A 13,384-nucleotide genomic window follows, 5' to 3' on the forward strand; every position below is an offset into this window, starting at 1 on the left:
CGTCCCGCCTGCCCGGGCATGGCTCAACGACTCCAGAACAGGACCGCGCTCGTCACCGGTTCCACGAGCAACATCGGCCGGGCCATCGCCGTGGCGTTCGCCGCCGAAGGGGCCCACGTCGTCGTCTCCGGTCGGGACGGCGCCCGTGGCGAGGCCGTCATCTCCACGATCCGGGAGAGCGGCGGCCGGGCGGACTTCGTTCACGCCGACCTCGACGGGACCCCGGCCCGCAGTCGAACGCTGGCCGAGGAGGCGACCCGCCGCCTCGGCGGCCGTCTCGACATTCTCGTCAACAACGCCGGCATCTTTCCCCCGAACACCACGCTGACCACCGACGATCGCACCTTCGACCGGGTTTACGCCGTCAACGTCAAGGCTCCGTTCTTCCTCACCCAGGCCGTGGCCCCCGCCATGGTCGCCGCGGGCGAGGGCGTGATCATCAACCTCGGTTCCTGGGTCGCACGGCTGGGCCTGCCTGTGGGCTCGCTCTACAGCTCCACGAAAGGGGCGCTGGAGACGCTCACCCGGGCCTGGGCCGCCGAGTTCGGACCGCTGGGTGTGCGCGTCAACGCCGTCTCGCCCGGCGTTATCCGCACCCCTGACCTGGACGCCGCCGTCGAGCATCCGGCCGAGGCCATGATGCGGGGTACTCCCGCCGGCGGCTCCGGTCATCCCGACGCGATCGCGGCCGCGGCCGTCTACCTCGCCTCGGACGACGCGGCGTTCATCCACGGAACGGTCCTCGACGTGGACGGCGGCCGGATGGCGGTAGCCGTCATCGACAGCGCTGCCTGAGCATCGGCGACGCTGACATTTGTCATGGGCGAGCCGTGCGCGCCGCACGGAAACCGATGACACCGTCACCATCGGTGACACGGATGGTGACGGATGCTCGAGGTCATGAACAAGGACGTGGACGAAAAAGCCGGCGTCATCACCGCCGGGAATCTCTGGCGTCGCTACGGTCCGGTGGGGCGGCGCGGCCACGACGCGGTCCGGGGGGTGGCCTTCGTGGTGCCTCGCGGCTGCCTGTTCGCTCTGCTGGGCACCAACGGCGCGGGGAAGACCTCCCTCCTGGAGGTGCTCGAGGGCCTGGCCCGGCCGAGCGCCGGCACCGTCCGGGTACTCGGGCGTGACCCGTTCCGGGACAGGCGCCTGGTGCGGCCCCGGATCGGGATCATGCTCCAGTCCGGGGCTTTCCCCGCCGACCTGACAGTCGCGGAGGCGATCAGGGCGTGGGCCGGCACGCTGACGTCGCCGCGCCCGGTGGACGAGGCACTCGAGCTGGCCGGCATGCGCGATCGGGCGGGGATTCGCGTCCGGCAGCTGTCCGGCGGCGAGCGGCGCCGGCTCGACTTCGCGGCGGCCGTCCTCGGCCGGCCCGAGGTGCTGTTCCTCGACGAGCCGACGACCGGTCTGGATCCGCAGAGCCGCCGGGCGACCTGGGACGGGGTCGAGGGCCTGGTCACGGCGGGAACGACCGTGCTGCTCACCACCCACTATCTCGAGGAGGCCGAGACGCTGGCGGACCAGCTGGCGATCATGCATCGGGGCCGGATCGTGCGGACGGGCACACCGGCCGAGGTCGTCGCGGCGCAACCCGCCCGTATCACGTTCGAGCTCGACGCCGGACTCCCCGTCGAGCTGCCGGAGTTCCCCGGCGCGCGGCTGCACCTGACCGAGGCGTGGTTCGGCGGCCGCAAGGGCAAAGGCAAGGGCAAGGGCGGGAGCGGCGACGGAGGCGGCAGTGACAGCGACGGGAGTGGGAGCGGCGACGGAGGCGGGGGTGGCGACGGAGGCGGGGGTGGCGGCTGTGGAAGCGGGGTCCTGCTGACCACCGCGGATCTCCAGCGGACCCTCACGATGCTGCTGGCCTGGGGCGACCGGAACGGGGTGCGGTTGCGCAACCTCAATGCCCGGTCGGCGTCGCTCGAGGAGGCGTTTCTCGCCGTGGCCCGTTCCGAGGTCGCTGTGGACGGTTCCGGCGGTTCGCTCCCCGGCGAGGTCGACCAGCCCGGCCGCCAGGCCCGACCGGATGCGGCGGCGGAGCGAGCGGCGTGAGCGGAGCGAGCGAGGGTGCCGCGCCGGCACGCCCGCTCCCGGGGACGAGCGGCTCCGGTGCGGCGCGTCGGGTCAGGTCGCTGGGCCGCGCCGAGATGGTGCTGCTACGCCGGAACGCCGTTGCGCTGCTCATCGCACTCGGAACACCGGTGAGCCTGATTCCGGTGGTCATGTCGGTCCCGGTCGAGGGCGGCCGATCGACCCGTGCCGGGGCGGCCGCCCTCACCGCGATCACGGCGGTCGTGCTCCTGGCCGCCGTGTACTACAACCTGGTCACCGCGCTGGTGGCCCGGCGCGAGGACCTGGTGCTCAAACGGTTGCGCGCCGGTGAGGCCGGTGACCTCGAGATCCTGGCCGGGACGGCGGCTCCGGCCGTCGCGGTGGCCTGGGCGCAGATCTTCGTGGCGGCCGCGGTCACGGCGGCGCTGTCCGATCTGGCCGCGCCGGTGAACCCGCTGCTCGTGGTGGTCGCCATCGTCCTTGGCACGGCCGTCTTCGTCGCGCTGGCCGCGCTCAGCACCACGGTGACCCGCAGCGTCGAGATGGCCCAGGTGACGACGATGCCGGTGCTGGTCGTGCCGCTCGTCCTGTCCGGGCTGCTCGTCCCGCTCGACGCGCTGGCCGCGCCGTGGGAGCTGGCCGCCCGGATGCTGCCGCTGACCCCGGTGGTCGATCTGATGCGACTCGGCCTGACCGGCGCGGCGGGCGACGGCCGCACCGTCGACTTCACCGGCTCGTTCGAAGCGGCGGTGCCGCCGGCCCTGGTGCTGGTGGCGTGGGTGGTCGCCGCCGGTTGGGCGGCGCGGCGGTGGTTCCGGTGGGAGCCGCGCCGTTGACCGGTTCGCCCGCCGCCGGCTGTCGGGTGTCCGATGGCCCACCCGGCGGGCGGGGCATGACACGGTGGGTTCCATGACCGGGTGGTGGCGCTGGTGGCGCGAGCGCGGCAGCGCCGAGCGCATGGACGCCATCACCCGGTGGCCGCTGTACCTGTTCTCCGCCACCGAGCCGGGGCTGGTGCTGCTGGCGATCAGCTCCCGGCCGGGTGCCTGGGGGCTGGCCGCCGGTGGGCTCCTCGTCGTGTCCGCGCTGCACGCCGTGGCCTGTGTGGTGCTGCTGCGCGCCGGGCTCGCGGCCCATCTGGGCGGGCGGCGGGCGGCGGCCCCGCTGATCGCCGGGGTGGCCGCGGGCGCGGTCGTCCTGGCCGCGATGGGCACCGCCATCCCCGGGTTCGACGCCGATCCCGGCGGCGGTGGCATGTCGGTCACGCTCATCGTGACGATGATCGCCGGTGGCGCGTCGACCGCGGCGGTCACGCCACTGCTGCGGACACCGTCGCTGCTCGCCTGCGTGGTGGTGGGGGCCGCCGGCTGCGCCCTGATCCAGGCCATGGTGGACGCCGTGGCGCCGGCGGCCGACGTGGGCCCCGAAGTCACACCGCTCCAGGCGGCCGGGTACTACGCGTACCCGATTGTGCTGGTGGCGCTGACCTACCGGGTCTCGACCTGGATGCTCGGCGTGGTGTGGGAGATAGACCGGTCCCGGGCGGTCCACACCAGCCTCGCCGTGGCCGAGGAGCGGCTGCGGTTCGCCCGGGACCTGCACGACGTGCTGGGCCGGAACCTGTCGCTGATGGCCGTCCAGAGCGAGCTCGCCGCACGCCTGGCCGAGCACGGAGACGCTGCCGCGGCGGAACGCATGCTGGAGGTTCGCCAGGTCGCCCACGACTCGCTGCGCGAGATGCGCGCGGTTGTCGACGGCTACCGCCGGGCCGACCTGGGCGCGGAGCTCGCCGGCGCCCGGGCGCTGTTGCGCTCGGCGGGGGTGGCCTGTCAGATCACCGGAGGTGTCAGCCGGGAGACCCTCGACCGGGCGTTGCCCCCCTCCGCGCAGACCGCGTTGGGCTGGGTCGTCCGCGAGGCCACCACCAACGTGATCCGGCACAGCGCGGCCACCACCTGCACCGTCGACCTCGATGTGCGCCTCGGGCCCGGGCGCGCACGCACCGCGGTACTGCGGATCACCAACGACGGTGTGCCGCCGGCCGCGCCGGGCACTGCCAGCCAGCACGCCCCGCGACCCGGCGCGGCCCCGAGCCCAGGGCCTGTTGCGGGGCCTGGGCCCGGGCCCACGGCGGGCAGCGGCCTGGCCGGTCTGGGCGAGCGGCTCGCCGGCCTGGGCGGCGTTCTCAGCGTGGCCCGGGAATCCGGGGGCTGCTTCGTCCTGGAGGTTCGGCTCGCCGTCCCGGACGATGTCTCGGAGGGCCCGGTCACGGCACCGCGACCCGCACCCACCGCGGCCGAGGCGCAGCCGTGATCCGGGTTCTGCTCGCCGACGACGAGAACCTCATCCGCGGCGCGCTGGCGGCACTGCTGGCCATGGAGGACGACATGGCGGTTGTCGCCCAGGCCGCGTCCGGGCCCGAGGCGCTGGCCATGGGGCGGCTGCACTGCCCCGACGTCGCGCTGTTGGACCTGCAGATGCCGGGCATGGACGGCATCGCCGTGACCCAGGCGATGCGTGCCGAGGTCCCCGGGTGCGCCAACGTGATCGTGACCAGCCACGGACGTCCCGGTTATCTCAAGCAGGCGCTCGCGGCGGGGGCGCGCGGCTTCCTTCCGAAGACCGTCTCCGCGCAGGTCCTCGCCGACGTGGTCCGGGCGGTGCACGGCGGCGGCCGCTACGTGGACCCGGAGCTGGCCGCGGAGGCGATCGCGGCCGGAGAGAGCCCGTTGACCTCGCGTGAGGCCGAGGTCCTCGAGCTGGCCGCCGGCGGCGCACCGGTCGAGGAGATCGCGGCCCGGGCCGCTCTGTCGAGGGGCACGGTACGCAATTACCTGTCATCGGCTGCCGCGAAGCTGGGCGCCGTCAACCGGCACGAGGCCGTCCAGCTCGCCCGCGCCCGCGGCTGGATCTGACCCGAGGCATCCCCGGCCGGCCGGGGATGAGCATCGAGGGAGGAGGTGGCCTGCCACCTACGGGGCCACAACGGGGCCCGCTCGGCCAGCGGCTATTTCGGCGCCAATCTCCAGGCCAGTCGCTCGACGCGCACCTAATGGCAAGGATACCGCGACGCCGGTATACGGGCAGCGGGTCCGAGAACGCGCCGGGCGGACGTCCACCGGGCTCGCACAGTTGCCCCTCGTGCCAATGGCAAAGGCGCCGGGTTCCACGTGATCCCGGTGGCGGATGTCCGCCACCGAAGCAGGACGGCGACGGTCTGTCTGGTGCTGGGCCTGGCATGCGCGAGCGCGTGGGCTACGGGAATCACACGCGGACCAGTGCCTGTAGTGTGCTGCCAGTGGTCTCGATATGGCCACGGGTTTCACATCAGATGGGCGGAGATCCTCGCCCTGTATCGATCGCGGAGGTCGTCATGGCGGAAGCGCCTGAGCGGCGGCGTTGGAGTGCGGCCGACGTTCCCGACCTGAACGGCCGGACGGCCGTCGTCACCGGCGCGAACTCCGGAATCGGCTTCGAGGCCGCCAAGCTGCTCGCCGGGCGCGGCGCGACAGTGGTGATGGCCTGCCGTAACCCGGTCAAGGCACAGGACGCCCTGGACACCATCCGGATCGCCGTACCCGAGGCGGACGTCTCAGTACTGCAGATGGATCTCAGCTCGCTCACCTCGGTCCGCAAGGCCGCCGACGCGCTGGTCACGGAGCGCCCCGTCATCGACCTGCTCATCAACAACGCGGGCGTCATGTTACTGCCCCAGGGCAGGACCGAGGACGGCTTCGAACAGCACTTCGGCATCAACCACCTCGGCCACTTCGCCTTTACCGGGCTCGTCCTGGAAGCCGTGACGGCCTCCGACGCCGGCCGCATAGTGACGGTCAGCAGCAACGGGCACCGGATGGGAAAGATCGACTTCGACGACCTCGACCTGGCCCAGAAGTACCGGCCGTTCCGGGCCTACGCCCGGTCGAAACTCGCGAACCTGCTGTTCACCTATGAGCTGCAGCGCCGGCTGACGGCGGCGGGAGGATCGGCACGGTCCGTCGCCGCGCATCCTGGTGGCGCGAACACGGAGGTCGGGGGCAACCCCAGCCCGATCCAGCGGAAACTCAAGAAGGTCGTCGACCACATCCCCAACCCCATCGTCCACTCCGCGTTCAAAGGCTCCCTGCCCCTTCTGCGCGCGGCGGTTGATCCATCGACGAGGGGTGGCGAGTACTACGGGCCGTCCGGGCTGCTGAAGATGACCGGCCACCCGGTCCTGGTCACCTCCAACGCCGCGTCGCGGGACACCGGGACCGCCGAACGTCTGTGGGAACTGTCCGAGCGGCTGACCACGGTGACCTACCCGCTCTGAGCGGCGCCGCGGCACCCACCGGCAGCGGGCGACGGCACGGCGGGCCCACTTCGCCAGGTTGCGACGTTTTTATACTTGGTATAAATTCGTCGCAGCCTACGGCGAGGAGCTCACATGTCGACTGACAGTGCGGCGTCGGGTACGGCACCCGAGTCGGGAAATCCCGTGGAGAACCCTGCGTTCCTGACGGCTCCACAGGCCGTCTTCCCCGGCTTACGCGCCCAGCGCGCGATTTCGCTGGGCGAAAGGGGGGTACTGGTCACCCGGAGCGCGGACATCGCAACACTTCTCACAAACCCCGAGGTCTTCTCCTCCGGAGTCGGCGTGGCCCAGACGGGCACCGAGCGGCCGTTGATCCCCCTGCAGATCGACCCGCCGGAACACCGTGAGTACCGCAGGATCCTTGACCCGCTCTTCTCCCCGCAGCGCATGAAGGAGATGGAAGGGCCGATCACCGAGCTGGCCCGCGGCCTCGTCGATGCGATCGCCACCGAGAGCGAGGTGGACTTCGTCCAGCAGTTCTCGCTGCGGTTCCCGTCGCAGGTCTTCCTCGCCCTGCTGGGGCTTCCGCTCGGCGAGCTCCCCACTTTCCTTGAAATGAAGGACGGCTTCATCCGGCCCGAGTCGATCACCGGGCGGCCCCGAGGCCACGAGGACTCGGTTGCCCTGTTGAAGACGACCGCCGCGTCGATCTACGAGTATTTCGACGCCGTCATCGCCGACCGGCGCTCCACCCCGGGCGAGGACATCGTCAGCCGCTTCCTGCAGACCGAGGTCGAGGGCGCACGCCTCAGCCACGAGGACATCCTCGACATCTGTTTCCTTTTCCTCGTCGCCGGCCTGGACACCGTCTCGGCCTCGCTGGACTGCATGATGCTGCACCTCGCGCTCCACTCCGACCGGCGGCATGCGCTGGTGAACGACCCGACGCTGATTCCGAACGCCGTGGAGGAGCTGCTCCGCTGGGAGTCGCCGGTGATGATGGTGGCGCGATTCGCGACCCAGGACACCGAGATCGCAGGCTGCCCGGTACGCAAGGGCCAGGTGGTGACCGGTCTGCTCGGCGCCGCCAACACCGACGAGCGGGAGATCCCCGAGCCTGAGGCCGTCCGGTTCAACCGCGACGCGAACCGGCACATCGCGTTCGGGCGGGGGCCGCATCGCTGCCTGGGCTCACACCTGGCTCGGCTGGAGCTGCGCATCGCCCTGCGCTAATGGCACGCCCGCATCCCCGACTACCGCGTTCCGGACGGCTTCCAGCCAGCCTTCACGACGACGATCCGCTCGCTTGTCGCACTCCCGCTCCAGCTCGACCCGTCCGCCTGAACCGGCGGCCCTGATCGTTACGACCCCAGCCGCGGGCCCCGCCCGGTCGTCGACCGCGGCGTCCCGCCAGCCGGTCCGGTCGGCGGTCGGCGGTCGGCGGTCGGGCATGCTGAGGGAATGCGTGAAGTGAGCATCGACGGCGACGTCATCCGGCTCGGCCAGTTCCTCAAGCTCGCCGACGTCGTCGAGGCGGGTTCGGAGGTCAAGGCGGTGCTGGCCAGCGGGAGCGTCAGCGTCAACGGCGAGGTCGAGACCCGCCGGGGCCGCCAGCTGCGGCCAGGCGACGAGGTGACGCTGCCCGGCGAGCAGCTGCGCGTCGGCTGATCCATCCCCGGCGTGACCTCGGCGCGACCTGCCCGGATCGGCTGGCGCGTCCCGTCGATGCCGGCCGTCAGGGCCCCGCGCCGCCGACAGACCCTCGCGGGCAACGGGCTCCACTGCCCGCCCGCTGCTCGCCTGCGCCCGCCCGCTGCCCGCCGGCTGTCCTGGTCCGCGCCCGTCGGCGGCGCCCGTTCCACCGGAGATCCCGCCGAAATTCACATTCCCGCCATTGGTGACACACGTCACCGATGGCCGGCCCGAATGTGAGCGGCGCAACCCTGCAGTCGCGATCTCGCGACACTTTTCGGCCGCATTGTGTTCCAGGACACGGGCGTCGGTCACATTTTTCACGGTTCCCTGCCGAGTGCGTCCGAGGTCACGTCGATCGGGCCCACAAGAACTCCGTGGTGCATGCACTATTAATTAGGGCGGCTGAGATTCGACCGCCTCATCACCTGCCCCTTCTCTGCACCCGGGAGCCCGCCGTGCTGAACGCCATCCATGCCGCCACTCACTCCAGCGGGTACGAGAAGCCGGCCACCCGTCGCTCGGACAACCCCTGGCACTTCGGTTCCGAGGAGACCTTCCTGTCCCTTGGCGCCACCACCGCGCAGCCGGAGCGGCGGACGGTCCGCACCCGCCTCGACCTGGCCGGCGAGGCTGTCGGGCAGCGGCGTCCCATCCGTCGCCGGGTCCTGCGCTGGGCGCACTCGCACAGCTGATCGAGGCCGTACCCATCGGCACCAGATCACCGCTGTGTGCACCACGGCCCCCTGGCTGTGGGCATGAGTACCGGCGGGAGAAACCATCAGCCGGGCATGTCGACAAACGGCCGGCGATGTAAGAAAGCGCTGGAGGAAGTCCTCCACAGAGGACAGCTGTTCATCCGGGAACTCATCGTGCAGCGTCCGAGAGTTCCCGGCGGCGTGACGCACCGGAACAGCGTTACGTAGGCAACCTACGATCGCCGACATCACCGCTCGTGCCTGAACACCTGGCCGGCGAAGAGACCCGGATACCGACGGGCATCAAGCAGAACAACCGGCCGCGGCTACGACGGCAGTGACGAGGCTGCCGCCCGCGATGGCGGCGGACTGATCTTCACGGTGGACAGCGTCAGCTGCGGATCCGTCAGGCCAGGACCGTCACCGCGGGCTGACGCGTCAACCGTGCCGGGCTGGCCGAGCGAGCTCGGGGCGATGCCGGTCGACCCGCTGCCGGCGGCGGGCGAGGAGCACGTCCGCGAGAGCGTCCGCGCGCTCCATGTCGTCGAGGGTCGCCCGCGATCGCCCGTCGACGGTGAGGATGGCGGCGAGCAGTTCGGCGGACAGTCTCGTCCGCGCCGCGACCCGGGCCACGCTCGGCGGCAGGCCGCTCGACGCCCGCGCGGACAGCGGGCGGGAATCATCGGCTACTCGCTGTGACGGAAACTGCTCGCCCGGCGCGACGGAGTCATCCTGGACGGTGCGAGGGCGTGGCCGGACTCCGAGGAGATCGAACATACATTCGATCCTGGTCGCGATAGATCATCCTGTCAAGTGCCGCGGCGCCGATCGGCCCGAATCGGTGCCGGCGCGGACGCTCGCCCCGACGACACGCCCGACACGTCACCCATCACCCACCGTCGGCACCACCTCGATGGCCGCCGACCACGGTTGGCGCAGCGGGCGCGAGGCCGCGGTAGGCCCGCCGCACGGTGGCGCGGCCCGCGTCGGCCGGTTGGCGATGGCACACGCCCGCCACCAGAGAGAACAGGCGGACTCAGGCCGGTTTACGGCGGTCGCTACCATCCTGACCTGTCCAGAGCGATCGCCACTGAAAGCGGGTTCCTGGTGGGCCGGCGGCTCCGCGAGCTGTTTATCCGGTTTACCGCTCACCGGACCCCGCCATCGCTCCCGTTTACCGTTGATAGGGACGTTTGTGTTTCGGGGTAGTTTGACACGAAAGTTAGGGATGGCGGCCACGATCCTCGTGGTCGCCGCGACCAGTTGCTCGGCCGGCGGGGGCGGGTCCAGTGCATCCAGTGCCTGCGGCGCTCCCGGCGTCACGCCTGATCAGGTCGAGATCGGATTCCTCGTCTCCGATTCGGGTGCGGGTAGCGCCGCGTATGCTTCGGCCCGGGCCGGGATCGACGCCAGGATCGGCCTCGCCAATGACGAAGGCGGAATACACGGCCGCCTGATCACCTACGACTGGCGTGACGACCAGAACTCCCCGTCGCAGAACGCTCATGTCACCGATGACCTGCTCCGGAGTAAGCCCGTCTTCGGCCTCGTGGCGGCCACCTCCGCGATCAGTGGTTCGCTGGAAAACCTTTCCCAGCAGGGGATCCCCGTCGTCGGCCTCGGCCGGACGGACTGGGCCAAGTACCAGAACTTCTTCTCCTACCAGTACGAGCCGTCGCGGGAGACCATCGGTCGCTACATCCAGAGCGGCGGCGGCTCGAAGGTCGCCTTCGTGACCTCGGGGGCGACCACCTTCACGTTGGATATCCTCGCGCGCTACAAGGCCTCCTTCGAGGCACTCGGGCTCGCCACTACCGAGCCGATCTCCTACTCGCGCAGCACGGACAGCCCGGCCGCCGTGGCCCAGAAGCTGGCCGCGACAGGGGCCAACGCCCTGGTCGGCTTCACCGCCCCGCAGGATCTCGCCGCCATCATGCAGGCCGTGCGCGCCGCGCAGCTGAGTTTCGCCACGAGCGTCTCGCTCACGGGGTACGACCGGACCATCCTGCCGACTCTGGGCCAGAGCCTGGCGGGAGTCTCGTTCACCGTGTACTTTCGGCCCTTCGAGGCGGGCGGGCCGGCGATCGAACGCTACCGCAGCGCGATGACACGCTTCGCCCCGCAGACCACCATTCCAGAACAGCAGTTCGCGATGTACGCCTATATCTATACCGACCTGTTCCTGCGTGGGCTTGAGCTGGCCGGTGACTGCCCCACCCGCGAGGGCTTCATCAGCGCCCTGCGCGGCGTGACCGACTATGACGCGGGCGGGCTGATCCAGCCGGTCGACATCGGAAATAACGCCAGCCAGCCGCTCGACTGCTACGCGTTCGTCCAGATGAACCCGGCGGGTAACGCGTTCCAGGTCGTCCGAGAGCATCTCTGTGCCGACGGAACAGGCACCTGACAAGGACGGCACCGCTCCGGGCCGGCCCGTGGGCGTGAGCGGGCCGGCCACCAGCAGCGCGGGCCGGCGGTCAGCGGCCGGGTGGGAAAGCCGGCGGGTGCCCTGAGAATCACGAGGAATGGTTCGCGGCCACCGCACGCGGCATGACCTCGACATTGGCGGGCGCCGCGAACATCGCCGCGATCTCGGCCTGGTATTTCGCCGCGATCTGATCGCGGCGGAGTTTCGCGGTGGGCGTGAGCTCGTCGGAGTCGAGCGGCCACTCGTGGCGCAGCACGTGAAACCGCCGGACCTTCTCCTGGCGCACGAGCAGGTCGTTGGCCCGGGCGATCTGCCGCCCGACCTCGGCCAGCACCCGCGGATCGGCCGCGAGCTCGTCGACGTGCGTGAACGGGATCCCGTTCACGCCGGCCCAGACCGCGGCGGCCTGGGGGTCCAGGACGACGAGAGCACCCAGCGCCGGCTGGCCGTCGCCGAGCACGCACACCTGCCCCACCAGCAGCTGCGCCACGAGCGCGAACTCGACCGCCACAGGTGAGACGTTCTCGCCTCCGGCGGTGATGATGAGCTCCTTCTTACGTCCCCGCAGCCGGACGTAGCCGTCGTCGATGGTGGCCAGGTCACCGGTGCGCACCCAGCCCTCCGCGTCGACGGCGGCGGCGGTCTGCTCGGGGTCGTCCAGGTAACTTCGGAAGGCGCTGCCGGCGCGGAAGTGCAGCTCGCCGTCCGGCGCGACGCGCAGCTCGACGCCGGGCATCGGGCGGCCGACGCTGCCGAGGCGGTAGGCGAACGGGTCGACCGTGAGCATGCCGGTCGACTCGCTCAACCCGTAGCCCTCGAACATCGGCACGCCGAGGCCGATCCACGCCGCGGTGAGCTGGGGGTTCGCGGGCGCGGCCCCGATCGCCCCGGTCAGCAGGTCGCCGAGCCCGAGGCGGGCGCGCAGCTCCCGGGTGGCGGGCCGCAGCTCCTCCCGTTCCCGGGCGAGCCGGGGTGGCACATCCCCGCCGGTGAGCTCGAGCAGCGCCGCCTCCTCGCCGACCCGCATGGCGCGGGTGAGCCGCGTCGCGCGGGCCGGGTCGTCCATGGCGCCGATCCACTCCCGCAGGGAGATCAGGTATTTCTCCCACAGCCGCGGCGGCGCGAAGAAGAGGTGCGGCGGCCGGTCGATCAGCACCGATTCGACGTCCGCCGGGTTCGGGCAGGTGATGTCCTCCAGGCCCGCGTAGACGTGGAAGTACTGCGCGTAGAACCGGGTCGCGATGTGTGCCACCGGCAGGTAACTGACCCAGCGGGCACCGGTCAGGTCACGGTCGAGCCGGCGCAGATAGCTCTCACACTGCCAGATCACCGCCCTGTGATCCAGCATGACGCCCTTTGGGACGCCGGTCGTCCCCGAGGTGTAGATCACGGTGCACGGGTCGTCGGGGCCGGCGGTCGCGGCCCGCGCCTCGAGGTCGACCGGGTCGGCCGCGAGCAGGTCGTCCCAGCGGAGCACACCCGGCGGCACGTCACCGGCGGCCCCGCCGCCGAGGTTCTCGCCGCCGGCGGCCTCACCGCCGGTATCGCCGCCGCCGGTGTCGCCGCCGCCGGTGGGAGCCGGATCGATGACGACGACGTGCCGCAGGTCGGGCAGCTCGGCGCGCACGGCCAGCACCCGGGCAAGCAGCTCGCGTCCCTCGACGACGACGAGGCTGGCCCGGCAGTGCGCGGCGAGGTAACGCACCCGCTCCGCCGGCGACGAATTGTAGATCGAGATCGGGCAGCCGCCGAGCAGGAGCACGGCGGAGTCGATGACGTGGAACTCCGGCCGCGGGTGCGTCATCAGCAGCGCCCGGTCACCGCGGCCGAACCCGAGACGCTCCAGCGCGCCGGCCATCCGCGCGACCTGCGCGCCGTACTGGCGCCACGTCCACGCCTGCCACTCGCCGTCGCGCATCCAGTGGATGCTCACCGCGTCCGGGCGGGAGCGGCACTGGCGGGCCAACAGCGTGGGGACGGTCAGGCCGGCGACCGCGGCCCGGATGTCCGCCGCCTCGTCTGCCGAGCCGACCACCTCGAAGGATGTCGTCGTGTCAGCCGCCATGTGGCACCCGCTCCCCTCGGTATGCACCCTTGCTCATGGCCCCGGTGACATCGTCAGGTCGCCGTTCGGCCGACCATTGTTCGCGCCGCTGCCGGCGACCGCACGTTCGACGAAGAGCCACCCGCCGCCAGCAGTAGCAGGAGTGC

General features: G+C 71.4%; 12 protein-coding genes. 10 read left to right on the plus strand and 2 right to left on the minus strand.

The genetic code is table 11. The annotated features are described in order from the left end of the window. The first annotated feature begins 18 nt into the window (after positions 1-18). From AC559T_RS11520 to AC559T_RS11560, 9 genes are all read left to right on the plus strand, one after another. Positions 19-795 (plus strand): SDR family NAD(P)-dependent oxidoreductase, encoded by a 777-nt coding sequence (locus tag AC559T_RS11520; RefSeq protein ID WP_112109080.1) that lies wholly within the window; start codon positions 19-21, stop codon positions 793-795. A 105-nt stretch (positions 796-900) separates the two neighbouring features. Continuing rightward, entirely contained in the window at positions 901-2,061 is a 1,161-nt protein-coding gene (locus AC559T_RS11525; RefSeq protein ID WP_498868690.1) for an ABC transporter ATP-binding protein, read from the plus strand. Then, a complete protein-coding gene (locus tag AC559T_RS11530) occupies positions 2,058-2,897 on the plus strand; it encodes an ABC transporter permease (protein ID WP_368951915.1) in 840 nt (279 codons plus the stop codon). The genes AC559T_RS11525 and AC559T_RS11530 overlap by 4 nt, the downstream gene beginning before the upstream one ends. A gap of 73 nt (positions 2,898-2,970) precedes the next feature. Further along, positions 2,971-4,374, plus strand: coding sequence for a sensor histidine kinase (locus AC559T_RS11535; protein WP_235014974.1), 1,404 nt, complete (start codon positions 2,971-2,973; stop codon positions 4,372-4,374). Then, positions 4,371-4,976, plus strand: a complete 606-nt coding sequence (locus tag AC559T_RS11540; RefSeq protein ID WP_498868691.1) for a response regulator — start codon at positions 4,371-4,373, stop codon at positions 4,974-4,976. The genes AC559T_RS11535 and AC559T_RS11540 overlap by 4 nt, the downstream gene beginning before the upstream one ends. Before the next feature lie 458 nt (positions 4,977-5,434). Further along, positions 5,435-6,373: an oxidoreductase gene (locus tag AC559T_RS11545; protein WP_112109079.1), complete on the plus strand. Its 939-nt coding sequence runs from the start codon at positions 5,435-5,437 to the stop codon at positions 6,371-6,373. A 114-nt stretch (positions 6,374-6,487) separates the two neighbouring features. After that, a complete protein-coding gene (locus AC559T_RS11550) occupies positions 6,488-7,588 on the plus strand; it encodes a cytochrome P450 (protein WP_498868692.1) in 1,101 nt (366 codons plus the stop codon). A 228-nt stretch (positions 7,589-7,816) separates the two neighbouring features. Next, positions 7,817-8,023, plus strand: a complete 207-nt coding sequence (locus AC559T_RS11555) for an RNA-binding S4 domain-containing protein (protein ID WP_198541142.1) — start codon at positions 7,817-7,819, stop codon at positions 8,021-8,023. Positions 8,024-8,505: 482 nt separating this feature from the next. Beyond that, positions 8,506-8,742, plus strand: coding sequence for a hypothetical protein (locus tag AC559T_RS11560; protein WP_112109078.1), 237 nt, complete (start codon positions 8,506-8,508; stop codon positions 8,740-8,742). A 441-nt stretch (positions 8,743-9,183) separates the two neighbouring features. On the opposite strand, the gene AC559T_RS11565 is transcribed toward AC559T_RS11560, so the two are convergent. Continuing rightward, positions 9,184-9,522 (minus strand): hypothetical protein, encoded by a 339-nt coding sequence (locus AC559T_RS11565; RefSeq protein ID WP_020464221.1) that lies wholly within the window; start codon positions 9,520-9,522, stop codon positions 9,184-9,186. Positions 9,523-9,973: 451 nt separating this feature from the next. On the opposite strand from AC559T_RS11565, the gene AC559T_RS11570 reads away from it, so the two are divergent. Further along, positions 9,974-11,152, plus strand: coding sequence for an ABC transporter substrate-binding protein (locus AC559T_RS11570; protein ID WP_112109077.1), 1,179 nt, complete (start codon positions 9,974-9,976; stop codon positions 11,150-11,152). A 109-nt stretch (positions 11,153-11,261) separates the two neighbouring features. Here AC559T_RS11570 and AC559T_RS11575 read toward each other — a convergent pair whose 3' ends face one another. Beyond that, on the minus strand, positions 11,262-13,238 hold the full coding sequence (locus AC559T_RS11575) for an AMP-dependent synthetase/ligase (RefSeq protein ID WP_498868693.1): 1,977 nt from the start codon (positions 13,236-13,238) through the stop codon (positions 11,262-11,264). Positions 13,239-13,384: the final 146 nt, after the last annotated feature.

Source organism: Frankia sp. Hr75.2 (assembly GCF_949319125.1).
GTDB classification, from domain to species: Bacteria; Actinomycetota; Actinomycetes; order Frankiales; family Frankiaceae; genus Parafrankia; species Parafrankia soli.